Genomic DNA, 24,687 nt, shown 5'->3' with positions numbered 1-24,687 from the left:
AGGTGCTAAGCGTGGGCGCCGAAGCAATCTCCCGAATGGCAGGAGATTGCTTCGGCCCTGCTTCCCGCTGGTCCTGACGCACGGCCTCGCAATGACCTTGGTATCATTTAATCCATCAGCTGCACTTCCCTGCGCGGGTATTGGTAAATAAGCTTTATGCTGGTATAGGCGGCAGGCACCAGGTAAGCTTTCAGACTCTTTTCCCTGGCTGCATGCGCCTGCATAATGGCAGTGCCCTGGCCGGTGCGCAGCAGGTCAAACCAGCGGTGATCTTCAAAGGCCAGCTCTACCCTCCGCTCCTGCCATACAGCCTGGCGAAAGGCTTCCTGCGTGCTTACATTCAAGGCGGGGTTGGCGTTACCGGATGTTTTGGGTAATAACCCCGCGCGCTGGCGTACCTGGTTCAACAATGTATATGCTTCCCCGTTAGCTGCAAAACCGGCTTCATTCAAACACTCCGCCAGCATCAGCAGAACATCTGCAAAACGGTATACCGGGAAGTTGCTGGCTGTCTGGTAACGGATGGCATGCGGCGTTTTATACTTGATCACATACGGTACTATCTTACTGGTATTGGGATCGGTAAAGGTAAGGCTGATGGATGCATCCTTTCGTTTATCACCTGCTTCATATGCATCCAGCATATCCTGGGTGGGAATGTTCCAGCCTGACCCGGAGCCTGTATACAAACCAAAACCGGTAATGCCGCTGCCGGCATTATAAGGTGCAAACTGGTACATAAAATCGCTGAACTCATTAGAGCTGCCTTCCATGTACTGGATCTCAAAAATGGATTCCACACTGTTCTTGTTAGCCAGCGTGTACAGGCTGGCATAATCTGGCAGCAGGGTGTACCCGTTGGGCGACTGCATAACAGCGCGTAACAGCGGCACCGCGTTATTGTATTGCTTTTGCGTAAGGTATACTTCTGCCAGCAGGGTTTGTGCGCTGGCTTTTACCGCACGTCCCTTATCCTTGGCGTTGGTCCATGCATCGGGCAGGTTGGCGATAGCTGTTTGCGCGTCCGCTATGATCTGGGTGTAGATGTCTGCTGCCGGTTTACGTTCGGCTACGTTAAAGGCATCGTTGGTGGAGGTTACTTCATGTGTAACCAGTGGAATATCGCCAAAGGCGCGTACCAGGTTAAAGTAATAGAAAGCCCGCAGAAAGCTGGCCTGGCCGGTGATCTGCGTTTTTATGGTGGCGTCTATGGTGGCGCCGCTTAAGTGATCCAGCACAGTGTTACAGCGCGCAATGCCATTGTAGCTATAGTTAAAGTACGCGTATACAAAATTGTTATCATCCTGCTCGCGGAACTCATCCAGCTCTTCGCGTGCAAAACCGGAAGCATCGCCGGTATTCTTCTGGTAAGAGGTGTTGTCGGAACGCATTTCCGTCATTACCCAGTGGCTGCCGGTGAATAAACCCTGCAATGGTGCATAAGCGCCGTTTAAGGCCTGCACAAACTGGTCGGCGGTCTTAAAATAATTACCTTCTTTCTGGAACTGCTCAGGCGATATATCCAGAAAGCTTTTTCCGCAGGCGGTAAGCAGCAGGCAGGTAAGCACTAAATATCTTGTGTGTTTCATGTTACATGTTTTTGAATAAACCATCACTCCTATAACTTCAGGTTTGCACCCAGTGTAAACGTGGCTGGTACCGGGTAGCCGGTATAGTTCACGCCCGGCGCCAGGGAGTTGCTGCCGTTCACATTCACTTCCGGGTTGCCCCTGTAGGATGAGAAGATCCAGGCATTCTGCGCGCTGAAGTATACCCGCACATTGTTGGCTGCTTTTATTTTAAAATTGTAGCCCAGGGTAATATTCCGTATAGCCACGTACGATGCATCTTTTACCCACAGGGAGTTGATCTCACGCGCCAGCGGCGTGCTGGCTACCGTGGTAGGCAGCTGCCCGTTGCCCGGCTGCTGTGGTGAGCGCCAGCGGTTCTTTACATCTTCTTCTACATTAAATACCCCATCCAGGTTAGTGGTAAAACGTTTGTACAGGTCCAGCACCTTAATGCCCTGTGATCCGTTAATGAGGATAGACAGGTCAAAATTGCCGTAGTTGAACTTATTGGTAAGGCCCCAGGTAAAATCCGGGTAAGGGCTGCCCATAACGGTTTTGTCGGCGCTGGTAATATTACCATCGCCATTCACATCTTTATACTTCACGGTGCCAGGTACCTGCCCGGTTTGATGCGGTGATTTATCCACCTCTTCCTGGCTCTGGAAAATGCCTTCAAAAATATAACCGTAGAACATGCCCATTGGGCGGCCAATTAAGGAAATATTGGTGCTTTCACTACCGGAAATGATCTGTGATTTATTGCCCAGGTTCTGAATGCGGTTACGGTTAAACGCTACATTAAAATCCGTGCTCCAGCGGAAGGCATTTATAAAATTGCGGGTGCTTACAGAAAATTCCCAGCCATGGTTACGTACTTCGCCAATGTTGGCAATGCCGCTTTCAAAGCCGGATACGCTGGGCACATCAATGGTTTGCAGCATATTCTTTGTATCGCGGACATAATATTCACCTATAAAATAAATGCGGCCTTTTAACAGGGACAGGTCCAGGCCTACATCTGTTTGCCGGGATGATTCCCAGCCCAGGTCAGGGTTAGCCAGGGCGTTCACACGCACACCGCTGGCCAAACCACCGCCCAGCACATAGTTAGTATTGTTTAAGAAATTGCCGGTATTGTCAATTACCACGCCGGGTAAATAGGTATAGTTACCAATGTTATTATTGCCTGCCAAACCATGGCTGGCGCGTAATTTCAGGTCATCAATAAAACGGGTTTTCGGAAAAAAGGGCTCTTCAGATACCCGCCATCCCAGTGATGCGGAGGGAAAATTACCCCAGCGATTGTTCTGGCCGAAACGGGAAGAACCATCGCGGCGGAATACCACGCTGGCCAGGTAACGGTCTTTAAAACCATAGTTAATACGGCCCAGGAAAGAGAGCTGCCGCCATTCCTGTACAGAGGTTTGCCCGGTGATCACGGCTGCTGCGTTTAATGTGCGCACATTATCGTCGGGATATTGTGTGCCGGTAAAGTTGCCGAACTCGCCCCGCTCCTGCTGCGCGGTATAACCCGCCAGTAAGGAAAAGCTGTGCTGCTTCCATTGCTTATCATAGGTAAGCGTATTTTCATTCAGCAGGCTTAACACGCTGCCCGTATTATACTGGCCGCTTGCAGGCTGTGGGGGCGGGCTGCGGAAGCTGCCTACAAAGGAAGGCACGTAAATGTTCTGCTTATCGTTACTGTAATCAACATTCAGGGTGGTTTTAAAATTCAGGCCGGGAATAATTTCCCAGTTCACATACACATTCGTTAACGCACGTACGCTGTTCACTTTGTTAGTAGTGTTCTCCAATACATTCACCGGGTTGGCATTAGAAAAAGCATCTGTTGATCCTATCACCGGCGTAAAGCTGCCATCCGGCTGTTTTACGGGCGGCAAAGGGCTGTTCAGCAAACCCTGTGTAAGAATGGCGGTATTGAAGTGGCCTTCTGTTTCCTGCAGGTTGCGGATGTTATAGGTGGGTGAAAAGTTGAGGCCTATGGTAACATTCTTACGCACGTTGCCTTCAATATTTGCGCGGAAGGTATAACGCTGGAAAGCGGTATTGCGTACAATGCCCTGCTGGTTAAAGTATCCGCCGGACAGCAGTACCCTGATATCTTCTGATCCTTTGCTCCAGGTTACATTATAGCTTTGAATAGGTGCGGCATGCGTCATAGCATCGTACCAGTTAGTACCGGCGCCTAATGAATCCGGGTTACGGTATTCTTTGGGTACAGATGCCGGATCAAAGGTCTGCCCGGTAAATGCGGCCATATCCTGCCGGTGCTCTGTACGCCATTCGGCATATTCCTGCGCCGACATCATCTTTACACGGTTGCGTTTATACTCCTGCTGAATGCCGGTGTACAGATCCACTTCCAGGCGGCTGGTACCGGGTTTTGCTTTTTTTGTGGTGATGAGTATTACGCCATTGGCGCCACGGGAACCGTAGATAGCCGCTGCAGAAGCGTCTTTCAGCACCGTAATGGATTCAATATCATTGGGGCTGAAAAGGCTGAGCGGGTTTGAATATTTGTTGTAGTTGGTGGTAATGGGAAATCCATCTATCACGTACAGCGGATCATCGCCAGCGCCTATGGAGCCTGCACCACGGATGCGCACCACCGGGCTTCCACCAGGCGTGCCCGTTACCTGCATTACCTGCACACCGGCTACCTGGCCGGTCAGCTTCTGATCTACGCTTGTTACCGGCAGGTCTTTGATGGATTCTGCACGTACGGTGGATACTGCGCCCGTTACATTACGCCGTTCCTGCTTACCGTAACCTACTATCACTACATCCTGCAGGGATTGGGAGGCCGGCCGCAGCTGTATGTCTACCGTTGTTTTGCCTTCAACAGGCAGCTCCTGCGTTTCATAACCAATAAAGCTTACCAGCAGCGTTGGATTACTGCTGGTTACACGTAATCTAAAGGCGCCATCGGGATTGGTAACGGTACCATTGGTGGAGCCTTTTATCACCAGCGTTACGCCGGGTATGGGATGGCCCAGCTCGTCCCGGACCGTGCCGGTGATCACTTTTTCCTGGAAGGCTGCAACGGCAATGAGCTTGTCTTTATCCAGCGCATACAATAAGATGCGCTCATCCATCACCTTATAACCAATGTCCATTGGTTTTAATACTTTATCCAGCAGCACGCCCAGCTTCTCATTATTTACAGAGAATGACAGCTTGCGGTCTGTCCGGATCACCTCCGGGCTATACAGGAAGCGGATACCGGTTTGCTGCTGCAGCAGCTCAATAATGCCGGAAATTTGTGTAGGCTGTACTGTTAGTGTTACTCTTTTGTTCAATACATCCTGTGCGGATATTTTGCTGGCATACACGGTGCAGGCAAACATACCTGCCAGTGCCAGCTGTATTACTGTTATCCTCATGACAAGCAGTATTTTGGCCTTCCATGGCCTGTGCTGCGGCACATGAATGACCTGCGATGAATAGTGATCGCTAGATTTCATAACATGAAAATTTGTTGGTTTAATAAAAGGATCCGGGAATTAGGGCCGTGCTAAGCGGTATTGCGCCACAATACCGGCTGGCCTGGTGGAATTGATTTTGGTTAATTTTTCATAACTTGGAATTGTTTGTTCGTTTAGTAAAAGGATCCGGACAACACTAACAGCCGGTAATGCGCCACATTGCCGGCTTGTTTTTTATGCTGACCGTTATTTATTGCTGACTACTCTACATTTACACCGGGCAACCGTTGCCCCTGATAATAATCTTTGTACCCCTGATCTCATAGGCTGCATGTAATACCTGGCAGATCACTTCCATTCTGGCATTAAAATCCATGTTAGATATATCTCCTGAGAAATGGCAGCTGTTAATACGCTCATTCTCTACTTCTATTTCTATACCGTATACCTGTTCAAAGGTGCGCAGCACTTCCGGTAAGGGCGCCCTGTTAAATACAAAGCTGGCTGCTACAGCCACTGCACCGGCACTGTGTATACTGTCTGCCGGTACTACCGGCAATAAGGGCAGCGGATCTTCTACCAGCAATGCTTCAAACTGCCGGCTATCTTCCGAATAGATCACTTTCTGGTTAGGTGTCAGGATCACTCCATTGCTAACGTTGATCCGTTCCCGTTTGCGGGAAGCGGTAACCTGCTCATACACTTCTACCTTACCGCTGTGTACCGTTACCTCTACCTGTTTCTTCGGATTGGTTTTTATCCGGAAGCTGGTGCCCAGCACATGTGTGACCAGGTTATTGTAGAACACATAAAAAGGGCGGTCTGCATCATGGCTTACATCAAAAAAAGCCTCCCCTTCCAGGTACACTTCTCTTTTACCGCTTTTGAAATGCGGCGGGTATAAAAGTTTGGCGCCTGCTTCCAGTATCACGGTGCTGCTATCTTCCAGCTGTATGGTTAATGCCTGTGTGCCGTTGTTCTTTTTCTCCTGCAGGTATTGGGTGGCCAGTAGCTGCCGGGTGTTCTTGTTGTTGTAATACTCCTTATTATAAAAGAACAGTATTACTGTAAGCACAATCCCAATGGTGATCACGGCCAGCGCAAACAGGCGTATCAGGCGGCCCTGTTTGGTGGCTATCAGCGGTGCCTCCTCTTGCGGGGCTTCGCCTTCATGGGTGTTAATAGCGCGGTGCAGGCGTTCCATCTCCTGCTGGTATTCCTCTTCCGGCAGCTGCAGGGCAGCAAAGCTGATGAGCTGATCGGCGCTCATGATCACATCCAGCTTTTCCGGATGATTGCTGATCCAGTTCTGCCAGAAAAAAACATCTACGGGGTCTAACTTAAAATAGTACCGCAGGTAGGATTCATTGGCCGCAAAGTCTTCCGGTGCATATAATGTATAATCCATACGGGGGCTTTGTATATATATAAGTGCAACCAACATTCCATTTTTACTATGGAATTGTTATAAAAATTTAAAAATAATTTTTAACAGGCTGATAATTAGAAAAATAGTACCACTCTTAAACACTTACGCAGGATCTTGAGGGAGTCGTATACCTGGTTATAAATGGTACGCGGGGTGGTGGTGGTAAGGGCGGATATTTCTTCGTAGCTCTTATTCTCAAAGAATTTCATGCGGATGATCTCTATCTGGCGCTGGGATAGCTGCTGCATGGCGGCCCGTACTTTATCGGCCATTTCTTTTTTAGATTGCATGAGGATGAGCAGCTCTTCGTAGGGGCGTTCTGTTTCGGTAATGCGGGTTTCCATATCGGCTACAGCGTAATGCTGCAGCTTGCCGGCTTCCCGCTGAATTTTCCTGCGGAGATAGGTTTTGAGATAAGCGCCTACATGCTGTACCGGCGGCAGTTTGTGGCGGTTATACCATATTTCGAGGAAGAGCTCATGAATACAGTCTTTCACCAGGTCTTTATTACCACAGGTGCGGAAGCCTTCTGCAAAAAGCAGCTGGTAGTAAGCCTTGTACAACATAGTAAAGGCTTCTTTGTCATTGTCCCTTATGGCATCCCAAAGTTGATCTTCCACGTGGTATTACGTATGGTGAGTTAGCGGAATATAATAAATTATCTCCAACTAACTGTCCTATACTGTCATAATTCCCTTACCCATATGTTGCGGAAGCTGACCTTACTGCCGTGTTCCTGCAGCAGCAGCGGCAGTTTAGCGGCATGGCACACATATCTGGGATAACCGGCATATACCATGGGGCCTTTAATGGCTACGTGGTTCTGTATAAGGATGCCGTTCTGAAAAACGGTGATATAAGCGGGTGTTTTCAAAGACTGATCAGCATTAAATTCCGGCGCTTCAAACACTACATCAAAGGTTTGCCAGGTTTGCGGCGGCAGGCTTGCATTTGCCAGGGGTGCATATTGTTTGTAAATGCTGCCGGCCTGTCCATTATAATATATGCGTTCCCGGTACTGGTAGCTTTCGTAGATCTGCAGCTCATACAGGCCCATGAACAGCACCCCGCTATTGCCCATGTTATTGCGGCCTTTATTTTCTTTGGGATCAGGCGTTTTCCATTCTATATGGAGCTGTATGCTGCCAAAGGCCTGTTTGGTACGGATATCTTTTGCCTTGGGCACAATGGTAAGCTCATTGCCATTAACCGCCCATTTTACAGCGCTGCTGTCCGGGTGCTCCCATTTGTTAAGGTCCTGTGCTGTGGAAAATAACACAATGGCGTCTGAAGGCGCATGGCGTTTATCCGCAGGGGTTACCACCGGTGGCTGGTGCGACCAGTCTTCGGTGGCTTCAGGTTTTACTTCCTGGGCGAAGACAGCCATTGGGAGGAGGAGCAATATGAAGAAATACTTCATTTAGAATTACGAATTGTGTAGAGCGTGTTCAATTAATTATTACTTCACCACTTCTAACCGGTCATCTTTAACCTGCAGTCGGTATTTCTTTCCTTTTTGGGTAGATAGCTTCAGCGATTGCTGCCCGTACTTCAGCTCACAGGGCCCGCTGGCAGTAGCCGTTACCGTTAGCTGCTGCAGCTTACCTTGTTGCCAATTCATATTCAGCACAAAACCACCGCGGGTGCAAATACCGCTTACATGACCGGCTGGCCAGGCATCCGGCAGGGCCGGCAACAGGTCAATATAACCCATATGGCTTTGCACCAGCATTTCTGCGATGCCGGAAGCGCCGCCAAAATTACCATCTATCTGGAAAGGCGGATGTGCACCAAACAGGTTGGTAAATGAGCCGCCATGTGCTTTGCCGCCCTTCAGGTCTTCCGCTGGCGTTAGCAGGTTTTTGAGGATGAGCAATGCGTGGTTGCCATCTTTAAACCTTGCCCACAGGTTCACCTTCCAGGCAAGGCTCCAGCCGGTACCGCCATCACCACGGAATAATAAGGACTGGCGCGCGGCTTTCATAAATTCCGGCGACTGATCCCAGGTAATATCCTTACCGGGGAACACACCCCACAAATGGGATACGTGCCGGTGGCGGCTGGTAGTATCATCTACATCCTGCAACCACTCCCGCAGCTGCCCGAACTTACCGATCTGGTTAGGCGCTATCTGTTTATATTTTGTTTGCAGGGTTTGGCTAAAGGCAGCATCCGTATGCAGGATGGCGGCTGCATCTATGCAGTTCTTAAACAGGTCGCGGATCAGCTGGTGGTCCATTGTTGGACCGGCTACCAGGCCGCCGTTCTCCGGGGAATTGGAAGGGGTGCTGATTAACCATCCGGTAACACTGTCTTTCACCAGGAAGCTCACAAAAAAGCTGGCGGCCGCTTTCATAATGGGATACGCCTTTTGCCGCAAGAAAACAGGGTCTTTTGTGAATAAATAATGTTCCCATAAATGATGACTGAGCCAGGCTGCTCCTGTTACCCATATGCCGTGATTAGCTGCATTAATAGGCGCAGTGGCCCGCCACAGATCGGTATTATGATGTAATACCCAGCCTGGCGCACCGTACTGCTCTTTTGCAGTAACACGGCCGGTTTGCGCTACATCATCTATTAAACTAAACATAGGCGCTGTGCAGGGGGAAAGATTCCAGACCTCTGCCGGCCAGTAGTTCATCTCAAAGTTAATATTGGTGGTGTACTTGCTATCCCAGGGCGGCGTTAGCTGATCGTTCCAGATGCCCTGCAGGTTCATGGGCTGCCCGCCCGGGCGCGATGCTGCGATCATCAGGTAACGGGCATATTGTACATACAAGGCTGCCAGCGCAGGATCTGTGGCCGGTGTAAATTTCCGGATGCGCTGATCCGTGGGCAGCTGTGTTTGCCCTTCGCCCAGGTTAAGATCCAGTGTATTAAAGTATTGCTGGTAGTCTTTGATATGTGCTGCTTTAATACCTGCATAGGAAAGACCTTTTAGCTTAGCTGTTACCTGTGCGCAAAGAGCAGCCGGGTTGCCGCTTACATCTTTATAACTTTTGTAGCTGGTAGCAGCGGTGAGGTATAGCGTGGCTTCGTCTGCATCCTCAACTGTGACGGTACTATCCCCAACGGTTACACGCCCTTTACGTGCACTTAGCTTTAGCCAGCTTTCACCCTTTAGTACTCCATCTTTTACCTGCAGGAAAAGCGCCAGCGTGCTGTCATTGATCTTGCGGATGCGGTACGTTTTGTGTGGCGTTTTTATTGCTGCAGTGAAGCTGATGCTTCCCGGCCTGTCTGCTGTTAAATGTACTGCAATGGCCTTTTGCGGCGCGCTGGCCAGGTATTCGCGGGTATAATGAATATTGTTGGTAGTATAGGTGGTGCGGGCAATGGCGGTGTTCAGGTCCAGCTCCCGGTGATAATCCATTACTGCTGCAGTGGTATCCCTGAAGTGTAACAGCAGGTCGCCAAAAGGCTGGTATGCTGCCTCATAACGGGAGGCGGGCGGAGCGCTTTTTTGCCCCAGGAAATGTTCTTCAGCCAGCTGCTCTGCTTCTTTTTGCTTACCGGCTGCCAGCAGCGCGCGGATCTGGGGCAGGTATTGTACTGCGCCGGTGCGGGCATGTTCCCGCGGCCCATCTGTCCATAAAGTAGCTTCGTTAAACTGTAAGTGCTCTGTATTCACACCGCCGTAGATCATAGCTCCCTGATGCCCGTTACCAATGGGCAATGCAGCGGTCCATTTAGCGGCCGGGCTGTTGTACCACAAAGTAAGCACCTGCTTTTTTGCAGGCAGCGGTGTTATGATGCGGGTAAGATTGTTACCGCTGTAGATCTTTTCACCGTCGGCAAATATTTGAAAGCCTTTTCCTTTATGATATTTGTTGCCGGTCCTATCCCACAGGATGGTGAGCAGGCGGCCATGATAAGGCACCTGGTCCAGGCAAAACCAATCCCAGGTTCCTGCAGGGATCAGCGGCGCTATTTCTACCTGTTCATCACTGCGGGGTTTTAATCCTACCAGGTCACTGATCACCAGGTCACAGAAACCGGAGTGGTTGTAAAAGCTGCTGCGCGGGTCATCTCCTTTTAGCCAGTACCCGTTCTTTTCATCCTGGTACTCACCTAAATAAGGTTGCCCGTTCTTCTGGTGGGAACGGGCGTATGTTTTCAACGCGCGGTAATATACCTGCGCATTCATTCCATCGTGATTACGGTAATCTGTTAACAGGTTGGCTAATGCTTTTAATGTTTGCGTAGTGGCAAAGGGCCATATGGCGCCATCCCACTCACAACCACCGGTTCCGTGTGTACGAAAAGCAGGGTGCCGCTGTTCTGCGGTGGTAATACCCCAGGGTGCATCAAATCCCTTTGGATCGGTGAGCTGTTGCCAGGCTTTTGCATAAGTGGCCTTATCATCCGGCAGGTTAAAATACCAGGGTATAAAACCTATCTCCTCTCTTGCTCCGGATAAACCGCCTTTTGCAAAACGTACTTTAAAGAAGCTGGCTGTATCATCCCATAACTTTTCCTGCACGTCTGCTTTTAACTGTGCGGCTAATTTTGTATACCGGATACGCAGGCTGTCGCGTCCGGCCATAGCGGCTATCAGCGCCAGTGCGCGGGCATTGCCATACATATAGCTGTTTATGGTAGGGCGTATATTCCTCTCTTTACGGGAGCCGCTGATAGATTCTTCCATTCCATCTCTTACATCAAACTGCCAGAACATACCGTCCGGTAATAATTTTTCCTGCTCCCACAAACGGTAATCGGCATCCAGGGAATCCAGCATGCTGATGGCAAAATTGCGGTTGCCTGTAACCAGGTAATAATTGTAAACGGCATCGGCAGCCCAGCCGCTGAACTGGTGGAAGCGTGGCTTAGCCTGGCGTTTGTCTTTTTCCAGCCAGTAACGGATGTATTGGTCTACGTACTGCGTATCGCGCAGCCAGCGGCCTTCATAGATGTGATGGCCTGTGGCGCAGCTTAATGCATTATACCTGCCGGCATGTTTTACCGGTTCAATAAATTCTGTGAAAATGAAACCATCCGGTGTTTGCTTTAAGTGTTTGCGAAAGCTGTACCAGCGGTAATAATAGGTTTGTTCAATGGTGCTGTCCGGACAATCCAGTAAAGGAATATTGTTTTGCAGCCAGGTGGCCGCCTGCTCATCCGGCACATAATTCATTACATTCTTTTTATCGTCTACCCGGTTAAAGAATGTTACGTATTGCTGCAGGCGGCTGCTTTTCAGGAAAGGAGCTTTTTGCTGCGCCCATCCATTCATTCCTGCACACAGGCATAAACAAACACTTAAAAAACGTTGCATGGCTTCTTTTGATTACTTCTATTTCTTATTTCGCTTTTACTTTCAGGATGCCCTTCATTACCGCATAGTGGCCGGGGAAGGTGCATACGTACGGGTAATTACCCGGCGTTTTAGGCGCTATAAAATAAATGCTCTGCGAGGTTTCCGGCTGCAGTAAGCAGGTATTGTACAACACATCTTTTGATCCCGGCACATAGGCCAGCTGTGAACCGCTTAACCCCATTTCCATGGCTAGCTTACCTACTGCATCTCCTTTACCCGGAGCGGTGATCACCAGGTTATGCAGCATATCATCATTATTATTAAACACCAGCTTTACTCTGCTGCCGGCTGTTACTTCCAGCTCTGTTACATCAAACTTCAAACCTGGTTTAGTACCTACCTGTAAAGTTATATCCGGCTTAGCCCAGCCGGCGGGTTGTACACTCACGCATTTGGTGGGATCTGTACCGCAGGCGCCTTTATTACCGGCGCCGCTGGCGGCCAGGCTTTTAGTAGTAACTGCACAGCTGGGGCCTACGCCGGCCGGAATAGCATTTAACGTATAGTAGCCAACGTTATGCAGCAGGGCTAATCCTGATTGTGATTGCAGGCCGTTCACATGCAGCTCATGAATATATCCTTCCCGCAAACCTTCCACGTAGATCCTTACCCGGCGTCCATCTTCAGACACTTCACTTTTTACCACTGCGCAGGGCTGCTGGTTAATAATAGGACTGCCATATGTTTTATGATAAGCGTAGGTAAAACCGGTTACGCTATACAAGCTGGCATCTACCGCCTGCTTTTTATTTACCGGCAAGGTAAATTCCAGCTCAAAACCATTGCTTTGTGCACGCATGGCTTTTATTTCAAAAGGCATAGCTCCTTTAAAATTTACCCGCTGCAAACCATATAATGCCGGGCCGGTAGAAGCCCATCCGCGGCTGGTCATACCTACAAAAAGGGAATGATCACTTCCCCAGGCCATGCGCAGCACACCGGATGAAAAGCCCTCCAGGAACGGGAAACAGGCGCCCTGGTATTTTCCCTTTACTTTTTCGAGGAAAGCGCGCATCACTTTGCTATGTCCCTGGTCGCCTACCAGTACCTGGCCTTTGAAAGGACCAAAGGCATCGGAGTTGATGGTTAATACTTCTGAAGTGGAAATGCCCATCAGTGTGTGCGGGAACCATACGCTGGGCTCTTTGAAGTGTTCTGTTTTCTTGGCAAAGTCGTGCAGGATACCAATGGAATCCGGGAACTGTTCCGGTTTCAGCTTAATGGGTGATCCATATTCACCGGACCAGCGCAAGCCTGCCGGGTGACCTGCAAAATCGCCATAGTCTATTTGCGTAATACGGCCGGAGCCTATCCAGTCGCCCTGGTTCTCTGCAAAAAATATATCTCCATTCTCCGACAATCCAAAACCTGCCGGGGAGCGCATGCCCGCAGCATAAGGCTGCATAGTGCCGTCCGGTTTTATGCGCATCATCCAGCCACGCCATTTAGCCAGGCTTGCACCGCGCCCTATCCAGGAAAGGTTGAGCGTTACGATCATATCGCCATTGGGCAGGAACAGCGGTCCATAAGAATATTCATGGTAGTTGCCGGACAAAGGCCAGGAGGCTACGGTCTGGAACAGGTCTGCTTTACCGTCGTTGTTAGTGTCGGTTACTTTTGTGAGCTCCGAACGTTGTGTGGTATAAAAAGATCCATTGTGCCAGGCGAGGCCCAGGGTTTCATGCATGCCATATGCAAAACGTTTGTACTGCGGCTGTTTAGACTTCTTCTGGTATGGGTCTGTGATCAGCCATATTTCCCCATGCCGGGTAGATACGCCCAACCTGTCGTCCGGTGTAAAGGCCAGCCCGCCTACTTCCAGCACCACGCTATCCGGTATAGGCACGTCCGTTATACTATAATATTTACCTTCCTTTGCCTTCATTTCTGTTTGCGCATTTGCCATAAAGGGCAGGCTGCATAACAATGATAAAAAGGCTATATGCAATTGACGCTTCATATTATTTACCAGATAATAGAGTAATGAATGTTCATAGTTTTACCGGCCTGTAAGGGCAGCACCAGGCGGTATTGCCCTTTGCTTTCCACAATCTCCGGCTGATCCTTGGTTTCAATGTAGTAGTGTTTATCATCTACCGCATAACTGCCATCCGGCAGCTTTTCTATCAGGCCGCCACTACCCATTAACCAGTATGCATTACCGTTAGCCGATGCGGGACTGTTGATGGTTACTTCCCTTTCCAGCCCTTTCCCGTCTGCGCGGGGATGCAGGTAATCTTCTACCGACCATTGGTGCAGCGTGTAAAAGAATACCGGCAGGTCATTGGGTAATAGTTTATAACCGCGGTTGGTATAGCTGCTGCTGTCTTCCCGTATAGAATCCGGCCAGGCAGCACCCTTACCGGATAGTTCTGCAATACAGGGAATGCCTGCCAGCTCCAGCGGAGCGCCTAAAGGCCGGGCCAGCTGTTTTTCTCCACGCTCATGCCACATCTCTGCCACATCAATATAAGACCCGTGCCAGGCCAGTAAAGGACTATAGTTCACCATATCATACGCATAGTTAATGCCGCCCGGCGCGCCTACCGCCATGCTATAGGGATCCACTTTATTACCATGCTCCATGAAGCCGCGTTGAATAACAGCGCTTGTTTTAACAGGATATTCCATTTGCGGGGATGCTTCAACCTGCCGTTCAGATGCAGGTGTAGTAAGCGCGGTAAAAGGAATATGCGGCCCTTCATATAACAGCACCAGGCTTTCATCATAATTTGCATAGCTTACCTGGAAATCGTGCGGCCCGGCTTTCAGTAAGGTATCGCCGTAAAAAGGGCGCTCAAAATCGCGGGTACCGCCGTTATTGGCAATTTCATTCCCATCGATCATCAGCCGTACCGGCCCGCCGGCGCGGATACTGAATACATAGTGCCCTTCTGCCGGCAGCTGCAGCTTGCCTTCCAGCAGCAGCTGCGCACGTTTATCGCCTACACGGTAGGTCAGCGAATCTGTATTACCTGAGCGGGTGGGCAGTAACAGCTTCAACGTATCATGGTTCTTATATACGCCTTTGTATACACGGTAATGCAGGCCGGTTATGCTGGCGCGTGCATCGTTATAGGTTTTATAACGGATGTTGCGGAAAGCTACAGGGCCGTTATGTACTTTAAACTGCAAGGGGCCGGGCGTTTGTACCTGTTTACGCAAGGTATCCTGTGCAGTGACACTCAATGCAGGGTCCTGCTGAATGGTGCGCCCGTTCAGTATTACAGACTCAAAACCTGCTTCCGTAGTGCCATTATTACCAGTGCGCGCTGCTTTAAACTTCACCACCAGGTGCTGCCACAAACCAGGCGCCTTGCAGGCATTCAGCAAAGGTGCTTTATCTGCTACCCCTCCGCAATCCGCTGCAGTGATGCTGTCTTTAAGCCAGCTATCCTGCAGCTGCAGCGGGTATTTACCCTGAAAAAGAATGGCGGCATTTGCCTGCGGTGATAACATGAAGTCCAGCTCCAGGTCTAGATCCCCATGCATCATTTTCGTAGGCAGCTCACCGTTAGCAGCTGCATTAAATACCAGGATACCTTTACCTTCCTTTACTTCCAGATGGTGCGGCTGTTGCCGGTTCATATATACATTACCGGCTATTTGCCAGCTATTACCCGGTGTGGTAAAAGCATCCAGGTTATCCAGGCTAAGCAGGTCCATGGGCAGACTTTCGACAGGAAGCCTTTCCTTTTTCCTGGACGAACAAGCTGCGAGACTTACAATGATGGTGCTATACAGCAAAAAAGATTTGACAGACATTGACAGAGATCAAAAGATGAAAAATATTTTCACAACGTTCATTATACTATAGTGTACTACCTGTTGCAAACATAACGGGACTGCTACGGAAAAGCAAACCGCTTATCAACTATCCGCAGCAGGTCCGGCACATCGTAATACCGCAAAACATCTGGTATTACAGCACTGTACCAGTTCTTTTGCAACACCTGCTGAATAATAGTGGTAAAGGAAGGCAAGTAGTCCGCTACCTGCAGGTATTTGATGCGATCATCCACCACAGCGGCATGCAGCGCTACCAGGGCGCTCATACCGGTGGCATGTACGGCCACCTCACTTTGCCGGAAAGCAGCATCTGTCTGCAAATAATCCAGCAAGAGCTGCAGGTCTGTTACGCGCTGCCCAAGGAGTGGCCGCCCCAAATGCAGGGATGACATTACATTGCGGTATTCTTTATTATAGAACTTGGTATTGTTAAATTCAGGCCGGTCGGCTGTTTCGCCCATACCCCGCAGATCAGGCAGCAGGATGGCATAACCTTTTTGCAGATACGGCTGTAACAAAGCAGCGCTATCCAGCAAGCTGCGTTTGCCCTCATCCTGTAAACAGATCAGCACTTTTTTGATGCTCTGTTCCTGCGGCCGGATGAGCAAAAACGGCAGGGGCGGCTCATGATCGCTGCGCAACAGCTTCTTTTCTATTTTACCTAAGGGGTGTGCAAGAGCGCCGGTATCTTCTACCTGTACTTTTTCACGGGCTGTTAATGCTAATAACTGTTGCAGGGTATCTGCCAGCGCTTTGCCTGTGAGCTTCTTCCGGCTGTTAGCCAATATGGTAGCGGTTTGCAGGAAATGCTGCTGTAGCGTAAGCTCATTGGGCATGCTGTTATTCAGCTCTCCGGTAGTAGTGCAGTTCAGTGTTGCTGCAGGTAATACATTCAGCATACCTTCTTTTACCGGTGTTTCATCTTTATAAAACCATTTACGGAACCAACGTACGGCAGCTTCCCGCTTGGGTTGGGAAATGCCGTGGCCATCATCTACCGTTACCAGCTGCACATAGTCTGTAGCATTTAAAGTAGTATAACATTGTCTGGCTTCGTTGTATGCCTGCACAGCGCCGATATAATCTACAAAGTCGTACCGGCCGGATAATATTAATAAGGGTTTAGGGGCCAGCAGGTGCATGTAATCAGCTATTTCAATGCCTTGCTTGCCTTCATTGGGTATTTGCACACAACCATCCAGCGGGCCGGCCAGCTCAAATGTTCTTTCGCGGGAAGTAATGTAGCTGCATACTGCGGCCACTTTGATGCGTGGCTCAAAGGCCATGAAGTAAGCGGTTTGCGTACCGCCGCCAGAATTGCCTAAACAACCTATACGGGCAGTATCCACTTCCCTGCGGGATAAGAGGTAGTCGAGCCCCCGCTCATTATCCCATAACTCGTAAGCCGCTACGCTGGAGCCTACCAGGGCAGCTGCCGCGTTTAATAAAGTATGTTCCGTAGTACCGCCCCTGGTTAAAGGCTTGCCGGTACTGTCCGTAAGCTGGTGACGTTCTCCCTGTGAAACGGGATCAATGATCAGCACCACAAAACCATTTTTTGCGAGCAGTATAGCTGTTTGCTGATATGAGGGTGTAGACTTGGCTGTGGCCTCGTGCCCGCAAAACAACAGCGCAGCAGGGAAAGGGCCTTTGCCTGTCGGTATGTATAAATTGGCCGTTACATGATGTTGAGGCAAGCTTTGATAAATGATCTTTTCAATACGGTAACCATCCTGCTGCAGCGTGCCTGTTATAACCGGCTGCAGCGGTGTTTTTTGCGGTAAGGGACCTAATAATTTATGATAAGCAGCCTGCAGCTGCTGCTGGTAATTGCGTACTCCCTGCGCGGATTGCAGGGCCGTTTGCAGGCGGGTATTACGCAAAACATATTGCTGGTGCATTTGCTGCATCAGGTAAATATTGAGCATTTCATCTGCCCGCCAGTCAATGATGTTAGTGGATTGTTGGGCAAACAGGGGAAATGCCCACAGGCATATAATGCCAATGGCAATTTTAGTATAACTGTATAAGTAACACTTATTCGATAACAGCTGCTTAAAACGGTAAAGTCCCCGTACTTTCATCAACATGGAATTTTAGATCCGCTATAGCGATCAAACTACAGAAATATACAGGTAAATTAGTAATTTTTTACGCAAACGTTGCCGGAGCAAGCGTTTAAAAATGTTCTGTTAACTTTGCCCGCTTATACAATATGTACCAGGGTTTTCGCAATATATTACTTTGCCTGTTGCCGGTTATATGCGCTCTTAACACATGGGCGCAGGAGCCGGAGCTGGATGCCTGCAATATTACCTGGACCCGCCAGAGCCGCAGCTCCGGCGAGTCTATGCCTTGCGGTGGCGGTGATATAGGACTAAACGTGTGGGTAGAGAAAGGGGAGCTATTCTGCTACCTTTCCCGCAGCGGCGCATTCGATGAACATAACATTATGCTCAAACAGGGGCGCCTGCGGGTAAAGCTTACGCCTAACCCGTTTGAGAACGGCACGCAATTCCGGCAAACCTTGCACCTGCGGCAGGGTTATGTTGATATCAGCGGCAGCAAAGGCCCGCTGCAGGCAAAGATCCGGGTATGGGTAGATGTTTTTCAGCCCCTGATACATGTGGAGGTAAACAGTAATCAGCTTGTAAAAGCTATTGCGCGTTATGAGAGCTGGCGCACAAAAGACCGGTTATTATCGCCAGGTGAGCTGCTTGCTTCTTCCGGTTATAAAGGCGGCACCATACCGGTAACAGCCTATCACGATAGTATTGCTTTTCATGAAAACCAGGTGCTGTTCTGTCACCGTAACCGGGATGATAAGCTGATCTTTGATTTTACCGTACAGCAACAGGGTTTAAATGCAATAAAGTCACAGCTCTGGAATCCGCAGCAGGGGCTTAGTTCCGGCGGAGCAATGTGGGGCAGTAATATGCAGGCTGCCGGTACTGCAACCGGTAAATACCAGAACACGCCTTACACTGCCTGGCAGCTGCAAAGCAGGCAAGCGGCACATAATCATACTATTAATGTGCTGCTGCATATAGATACTATTAACTGGTATCAGGGTTTGCAGCAGCAAATAGCGGCAGCTGCCGGCAGCAGCTTTGAAAAAACGCAAGCCTGGTGGCAGCAGTACTGGGACCGGAGCTTTATTTTCATTCAAAAAGACACCAACACCGTTGAATGGCAGGCCAGCCGTAACTACCAGCTGTTCCGTTATATGCTGGGCTGTAATGTTTACGGCGCTTACCCTACCAAGTTTAACGGCGGGCTATTTACCTACGATCCCGTGTTTGTAAATAAAGGCACTCCCTTTTCACCAGATTTCCGGCGCTGGGGTGGCGGTACTTTCACCGCGCAGAACCAACGCCTGGTGTACTGGCCCTTGCTGAAAAGCGGCGACTTTGATCTGATGACCGCGCAGTTTGAATTTTACCGTCGGGCATTGCAAAATGCAACGGCGCGTACCCGCTTTTACTGGGGGCATGCAGGCGCCAGCTTCACAGAGCAGATGGAAAATTTCGGTTTACCTGCCGCCAGTGAATACGGCTGGAAGCGCCCTCCTGATTTTGATAAAGGTGTAGAATACAATAACTGGCTGGAATATGAATGGGATACTGTGCTGGAATTTTGCCTGATGATACTGGATTGGCAACGTTTCAGCGGGCAGGATATTTCAAAGTACCTGCCGCTTATTGAAAGCTGCATTACTTTTTTTGATGAGCACTATCAATACCTGGCTACCTTACGTGGCGGCGCTGCGCTGGATAGTAAGGGGCAGCTGGTGCTGTATCCCGGTTCCGCTGGTGAAACATACAAGCTGGCTTATAACTCTGCTACTACTATTGCGGGCTTGCATACCGTTACCAGCCGCTTACTGGAATTATCTATTGCAGACAGTACACGCGCAAAACTGCAGGCTTTCCTGCAACGTATACCGCCCCTCTCCTTCCGTAACATGCAGGGGCATACGACTATTTCGCCTGCACAGTCCTGGCAACGGATCAATAACCAGGAAACGCCGCAGCTGTACCCTGTATTTCCTTATGGTATGTATGGCATTGGCAAACCTGGGCTGGATACAGCACGCAATACCTGGCTGTATGATACAGATGCTATATCACGCCGCAGCGCAGTTGGCTGGAAACAGGATAATATTTTCTGTGCTCGTTTAGGGCTTACTAAAGAAGCGGCTTATTATACATTGGAAAAACTGAGAAATAGTACCAACCGTTTCCCTGCTTTCTGGGGGCCTGGTTTTGACTGGACACCAGATCACAACCAGGGTGGCTCCGGGATGATAGGATTGCAGGAAATGCTGCTACAAACGGATGGCAGGCATATTTATGTTTTTCCTGCCTGGCCGGCTAAATGGGATGTGCATTTTAAGTTGCATGCACCGTATGAGACAACGGTAGAGGGTATTTTGAAGGATGGTAAGATTGTGAAGCTGGAAGTGCTGCCGAAGGAGAGAAAGAAAGATGTGATAGTGATGTTGAAGTAGCAAATCTAAAAACCATCCCTCTCTCGTATGTAGTCCATATGCAAACTCAATAGCAATATGGAAAATAAAAAGCGTGTATCGAATAGCAATAATACAAGCAGATTATTCAAAGACATTATTTCACTCATTGAGCAAAGCCGCCAGCAGATTGCTTTAACCATCAACAGTGAGATCACTTTACTTTATTGGAAAATAGGAAAGGTCATTAATAAGCAGATATTAAAACATAAAAGAGCGGATTACGGAGAGCAGATTGTAACAAAGCTGGCACAGCAGTTAACTTCAGCTTTAGGAAGGGGTTGGTCCAAACAGCAGCTTTGGAATTGTCTACGCAGTGCGGAGACAATTCAGGATAAGAAAATCTACGCACTGAGTAGACAATTAAGCTGGACACATATCCGAATACTGATCTTTATTAATGATAGTGTTAAGAGAGATTTTTATATGCAGCTTTGCCAAAGGGAAAAGTGGAGTACACGATTGCTGCAGGAAAGGATAGATAGCATGTTATATGAACGTACTGCGCTATCAAAGAAGCCAACAAAGCTGATAAAGAAAGAACTTGCCCTATTACAAACAGAAAACAAGCTCACCCCTGACCTGGTATTCCGTGATCCGTATGTATTGGATTTTCTTGGACTGCAGGATACTTATAGTGAGCAGGACATGGAATCAGCCATTCTAAAACAGCTGCAACAATTTATTATAGAACTGGGAACTGATTTTGCTTTTTTAGCCCGGCAAAAGAGGATACAGATTGATGAAGATGATTACAGGATAGATCTTCTATTTTATCATAGAGGCTTAAGACGCCTGGTAGCCATTGATCTGAAATTAGGCAAATTCAAAGCTGCTTATAAGGGGCAAATGGAGCTATACCTTAAATGGCTTGACCAACACGAAAAAAAGGAAGGTGAAGATAATCCTATCGGACTTATTCTTTGCTCCGAAAAACAATCCGAACAGATCCGGTTGTTAGAACTGGACAAAGGCCACATACGTGTTGCTGAGTATATGACACAGCTGCCTTCTAAAAAACTATTAACGCAAAAACTGCAAAAAGCTATCGCTATAACAAAGAAGAAATAATTCAAGCATCTCATTTCACCACAATACTCGCCTGCCCCTCCTCTAACCCCTCCGCCTTTGCCTTTAACACCACATTCCCCGGCTCTCCTGTACCTTTCACTATCACTAAACACCTGCCCTGCCAGGCTTTACGCTGCGGCAGCTGGTAGCTTTCTGTACTAGTAGGGTTTGCATTACCCACTCCTATAATGGTACCCGGGCCTGCTATGGAAAACTGTACCAGGTTCTCTGCTTTAGGATCACGCACACCGTTGGCATCCAGTAATTCTATTGTGATATATACCAGGTCCTGGTTATTAGCCTGCATGCTGTTATGATCTGCTGTGAGCTTGAGCTGTGCAGGTGCAGCTGCAGTGCGTAATACAGCAGTGTTTATCTTTTTGTTGCCATTATAACCTATTGCTTCCAGCGTACCTGCTTCATAAGGGACCTTGAAAGTAGCGGTAAACTTATTAGCGCGGCTGGTGGGTTGTTTTCCTAAAGAACGATTGTTCAGGAAAAGCTCCACCTGCTCACAGGAAGAATATACTTCCACTTCCAGCGGCTGCTTTTCATAACCTTTCCAGTTCCAGTCTGCTACCACATCATGCCATTCCCAATGGCTCCAGTCCACTTTATTTGGATTGGTGGGGAAAGAAGGCTTAGGCGGCTTTACAAAAACCGATACCTGGCCGGGTTTCCACAATACATCCCGGTAATAGGATTGCGGGCGTTTCCAGCCGCAGATATCTATATCGCCGCAATAGGCCAGGTTCCAGGGGTAGAAGTGCTGCCGCTGCCAGTAACCCAGCCATCCAATGCTGGCTTCTCCTATATAATCAAAGGAGGTCCATACAAAATCACCGATCACCCAGGGATGATCTGTTACACCCATCCAGTAATCAAATGCTTCCAGCGGTAAAGATTCTGTGGCAAACATAACGCGGTCGGGCAAACGCTGATGGTCTGTTGCGTATTTATCACGCGCGTAGTTATAACCGGCAATGTCCAGTGTAGCCAGGAAAGGATCTTTATCCGGCGTTACGCCGTTCACCCCACAGGTTATAAACCGTGTGGTATCCAGTGTGCGGATGTGATCACTGAGCATTTTGGCAACGCTCACTACTTCCGGCTTTTCGCGGTTCGGGATCTCGTTGCCGGTACTCCACATAATGATGGACGGATGATTGCGGTCGCGATACACCATGCTTTCCACATCTTTCCTCCACCAGTCATTAAAGTAGAGATGATAATCGTCCGGATTTTTACCCTGCGTCCAGGCATCAAAGGCTTCATCTATCACCAGCATGCCTAAACGGTCGCAGGCATCCAGGAAAGCGGGAGAGGGCGGGTTATGCGCGCAGCGGATGGCGTTGTACCCGCTGGCTTTTAGTATTTCTACCTTACGTTCCTCTGCACGGTCGTAGGCCTTTGCGCCTAGGGGCCCATTATCATGGTGCACACAACCGCCTTTTAATTTCAGCGGCTGCCTGTTCAAACGGAAGCCATTCACGGCATCAGCGGTGATGCTGCGGATGCCGAAAGGAGTTTGCAGCTGATCAACCAGCTGTCCGTCGCGGTAAACGGATGTTACAGCAGTATACAATACCGGCGTGGTAACAGACCACAGCTCAGGACGGGCTACTGCCAGGTCCTGGTTATAGGTAACAGTATCTTTTGGGGTTAAGCTTTGCGTGTTGTTGGCAGCAGCCACCTCTTTTCCCTTTGCATTTAAAATGCGGGTAACCAGCTTTATGGATGCGGCACCGGTACTTTCATTCAGGACCTTAGTACTTATATGCACACCAGCCGTGGCTGCACTTACCTGTGGAGTAGTAATATAAGTTCCCCACTGCGCTACATGTACCGGGTCCATCACCTGCAGCCATACATGGCGGTAAATGCCTGAACCGGCATACCAGCGGCTGTTCTCCCCTTCATTCCTGACCTTTACGGCCAGCACATTTTTTTCATTCCATTTGATACGATCCGTAACATCGTACCAGAAAGACGTATACCCGTAAGGGTGTTTACCCAGTTTTTTTCCATTGAACCAGATCTCCGCATTCATATAAATACCATCAAACTGCGCATGTACACGCTTGCCTTTTTGTACAGCAGGTATTGTAAATGTTTTGCGGTACCAGCCAGTGCCACCAGTGGTAAAACCACCACTTACCTGGCTAATCGCATCCGGACTAAAGGGTGATTGTGTGCCGGGCAGGTCTTCAATACTCCAGTCATGCGGCAGGTCTATTGCACGCCATTGGGAATCGTCAAAATCCGGTTCATCAGCGCCTTGCGCCCCGCCCCGGTGAAAACGCCAGCCTGCGTCAAATAGCTGCGCGCGGCTGCTGTCCTGGGCCTGGGCATAGATGGTTACCAGTAAAAATATAGCTGTTAATAATCGCATGCGCTTAGTCATAAATACAATATAGAATCAACATCATTTTTTTACGTGCGGCACAAACTGCACTTCACTCTTTCCCTTATCCACAGATGTAGCTACAGCAATACCCCGCTGTTCAGCCTTGTTCACAGCACAGTAGAAATGATATACTACACCCTTATAAAACACTACACTGGATTTATGTGCAAAAAGGTCATCAAAGGGTGCTGAAGACTTTATTAAGTCATCACCGGTCCAGTCGGTCCAGTGTACCAGGTCATAAGAACAGGCAAAGCGGTTAAAGGCACCGGGACGATCTTTCCAGAAAGCGCCGAAGTAGAACATTACCCATACATCATTCATGCGCTGGATCCATGGATCGCCGGTAATGCCGGCGTGATGGTTCAGCACCGGTTCTTTTTCATAACGCCTCCAGTGCACCATGTCGTTAGATACTGCCATGCCTATACGCTCTTTCCCTCTTTTGGGTTTCAGGCTGTCGCCTTTTGCATTGTAATACAGTATAAAAGGATAACCAATGCTGTTGGTTTTATCCCATAATACGGTGCTTTTATATAAGGTATTGTTCTCCCACCAGCGAACATCTGCATCAGTGGCCATCAGTACTGGTTTGGGTAAGCGCTGCCATTCATGGGCTTTTGCAGGGCTCTTCTTTGTATATGCTATTCCAATTGAAAGCAAGCCCTGTTCATAACCGCGGCTGCTGCCGCCAATGTACGACATCCAGTATTTGCCTTTATAGGGCTGCCATTCATAACTGCCGCCCCATTGCGGATCCTGCAGGGCTATATATCCTGCCTTCTGGTTATTATCCCAATCCGTAGTATCAGAAAAAGACATAAGCCTGCCCATTGTTTTCCAGTGCAGCAGGTCGTCACTACCGGAGAGCCAGGTTTCATAACCTCTGCCGTCAAAAACAATATAGGTCATGTACCATTTATCATTCTTGCGGAACACGCTTGGACAATCTATTTTCTTTGCATCATCTGAAGGTACTACTACCAAACCGTATTTATAGGGCGTTTTCACCTGGTCGTATACATTCTGCATTACATTGGCCGGTACCTCCTGCGGTTTGTTTTGCGCACAGGCAATCGTTCCAATTAAAAGCAGTATATATGTTAACGTGTGTTTCATCATG

The 24,687-nt window shown here is 48.9% G+C and carries 13 protein-coding genes; 2 read left to right on the top strand and 11 right to left on the bottom strand.

Annotated elements, in window-relative coordinates; genetic code table 11:
• Positions 1-107: 107 nt before the first annotated feature.
• The 9 genes from KVT36_RS18545 to KVT36_RS18505 all read right to left on the bottom strand — a co-directional run bounded on the left by KVT36_RS18545 (position 108) and on the right by KVT36_RS18505 (position 17,642).
• The gene (locus tag KVT36_RS18545; protein WP_217604951.1) at positions 108-1,589 is read right to left on the bottom strand and encodes a RagB/SusD family nutrient uptake outer membrane protein; all 1,482 of its coding nucleotides are present in this window, start codon (positions 1,587-1,589) and stop codon (positions 108-110) included.
• A gap of 29 nt (positions 1,590-1,618) precedes the next feature.
• Positions 1,619-4,975: a TonB-dependent receptor gene (locus tag KVT36_RS18540; RefSeq protein ID WP_217604950.1), complete on the bottom strand. Its 3,357-nt coding sequence runs from the start codon at positions 4,973-4,975 to the stop codon at positions 1,619-1,621.
• 313 nt (positions 4,976-5,288) lie between these two features.
• Complete coding sequence (locus KVT36_RS18535; protein WP_217604949.1) at positions 5,289-6,425, bottom strand: FecR family protein; 1,137 nt, start codon at positions 6,423-6,425, stop codon at positions 5,289-5,291.
• 95 nt (positions 6,426-6,520) lie between these two features.
• Positions 6,521-7,066 (bottom strand): RNA polymerase sigma factor, encoded by a 546-nt coding sequence (locus KVT36_RS18530; RefSeq protein ID WP_089920556.1) that lies wholly within the window; start codon positions 7,064-7,066, stop codon positions 6,521-6,523.
• A gap of 65 nt (positions 7,067-7,131) precedes the next feature.
• Complete coding sequence (locus KVT36_RS18525; RefSeq protein WP_254640082.1) at positions 7,132-7,833, bottom strand: DUF1080 domain-containing protein; 702 nt, start codon at positions 7,831-7,833, stop codon at positions 7,132-7,134.
• Between the two features lie 72 nt (positions 7,834-7,905).
• The gene (locus KVT36_RS18520) at positions 7,906-11,727 is read right to left on the bottom strand and encodes a glycoside hydrolase N-terminal domain-containing protein (protein ID WP_217604947.1); all 3,822 of its coding nucleotides are present in this window, start codon (positions 11,725-11,727) and stop codon (positions 7,906-7,908) included.
• 25 nt (positions 11,728-11,752) lie between these two features.
• Positions 11,753-13,729, bottom strand: coding sequence for a plastocyanin/azurin family copper-binding protein (locus KVT36_RS18515; RefSeq protein ID WP_217604946.1), 1,977 nt, complete (start codon positions 13,727-13,729; stop codon positions 11,753-11,755).
• Positions 13,730-13,734: 5 nt separating this feature from the next.
• The gene (locus KVT36_RS18510) at positions 13,735-15,435 is read right to left on the bottom strand and encodes a family 16 glycoside hydrolase (protein WP_217604945.1); all 1,701 of its coding nucleotides are present in this window, start codon (positions 15,433-15,435) and stop codon (positions 13,735-13,737) included.
• A gap of 182 nt (positions 15,436-15,617) precedes the next feature.
• Positions 15,618-17,642 carry a S9 family peptidase gene (locus KVT36_RS18505; RefSeq protein WP_217604944.1) on the bottom strand — a complete coding sequence of 675 codons (2,025 nt, stop codon included), beginning with the start codon at positions 17,640-17,642 and terminating at the stop codon, positions 15,618-15,620.
• A gap of 131 nt (positions 17,643-17,773) precedes the next feature.
• On the opposite strand from KVT36_RS18505, the gene KVT36_RS18500 reads away from it, so the two are divergent.
• On the top strand, positions 17,774-20,068 hold the full coding sequence (locus KVT36_RS18500) for a DUF5703 domain-containing protein (RefSeq protein ID WP_217604943.1): 2,295 nt from the start codon (positions 17,774-17,776) through the stop codon (positions 20,066-20,068).
• Between the two features lie 57 nt (positions 20,069-20,125).
• Entirely contained in the window at positions 20,126-21,157 is a 1,032-nt protein-coding gene (locus KVT36_RS18495; protein WP_217604942.1) for a YhcG family protein, read from the top strand.
• 10 nt (positions 21,158-21,167) lie between these two features.
• On the opposite strand, the gene KVT36_RS18490 is transcribed toward KVT36_RS18495, so the two are convergent.
• Positions 21,168-23,549, bottom strand: a complete 2,382-nt coding sequence (locus KVT36_RS18490) for a glycoside hydrolase family 2 TIM barrel-domain containing protein (RefSeq protein ID WP_217604941.1) — start codon at positions 23,547-23,549, stop codon at positions 21,168-21,170.
• Between the two features lie 33 nt (positions 23,550-23,582).
• A complete protein-coding gene (locus KVT36_RS18485; RefSeq protein WP_217604940.1) occupies positions 23,583-24,686 on the bottom strand; it encodes a glycosylase in 1,104 nt (367 codons plus the stop codon).
• Position 24,687 lies beyond the last annotated feature (1 nt).

The sequence above is a fragment of the Chitinophaga sp. GbtcB8 genome (assembly GCF_019091455.1).
In the GTDB taxonomy this organism is placed as follows: Bacteria; Bacteroidota; Bacteroidia; order Chitinophagales; family Chitinophagaceae; genus Chitinophaga.
Note: the sequence above shows the minus strand (reverse complement) of the source record. Positions and strands in the feature narration are given on the sequence as shown.

Bases quoted from the DNA above. Each gene is read 5' to 3' on its own strand.
- KVT36_RS18545 (WP_217604951.1), bottom strand. From the start codon at position 1,589: ATGAAACACACAAGATATTTAGTGCTTACCTGCCTGCTGCTTACCGCC.
- KVT36_RS18540 (WP_217604950.1), bottom strand. From the start codon at position 4,975: ATGAGGATAACAGTAATACAGCTGGCACTGGCAGGTATGTTTGCCTGC.
- KVT36_RS18535 (WP_217604949.1), bottom strand. From the start codon at position 6,425: ATGGATTATACATTATATGCACCGGAAGACTTTGCGGCCAATGAATCC.
- KVT36_RS18525 (WP_254640082.1), bottom strand. From the start codon at position 7,833: ATGGCTGTCTTCGCCCAGGAAGTAAAACCTGAAGCCACCGAAGACTGG.
- KVT36_RS18520 (WP_217604947.1), bottom strand. From the start codon at position 11,727: ATGCAACGTTTTTTAAGTGTTTGTTTATGCCTGTGTGCAGGAATGAAT.
- KVT36_RS18515 (WP_217604946.1), bottom strand. From the start codon at position 13,729: ATGAAGCGTCAATTGCATATAGCCTTTTTATCATTGTTATGCAGCCTG.
- KVT36_RS18510 (WP_217604945.1), bottom strand. From the start codon at position 15,435: ATGGACCTGCTTAGCCTGGATAACCTGGATGCTTTTACCACACCGGGT.
- KVT36_RS18505 (WP_217604944.1), bottom strand. From the start codon at position 17,642: ATGAAAGTACGGGGACTTTACCGTTTTAAGCAGCTGTTATCGAATAAG.
- KVT36_RS18500 (WP_217604943.1), top strand. From the start codon at position 17,774: ATGTACCAGGGTTTTCGCAATATATTACTTTGCCTGTTGCCGGTTATA.
- KVT36_RS18495 (WP_217604942.1), top strand. From the start codon at position 20,126: ATGGAAAATAAAAAGCGTGTATCGAATAGCAATAATACAAGCAGATTA.
- KVT36_RS18490 (WP_217604941.1), bottom strand. From the start codon at position 23,549: ATGCGATTATTAACAGCTATATTTTTACTGGTAACCATCTATGCCCAG.
- KVT36_RS18485 (WP_217604940.1), bottom strand. From the start codon at position 24,686: ATGATGAAACACACGTTAACATATATACTGCTTTTAATTGGAACGATT.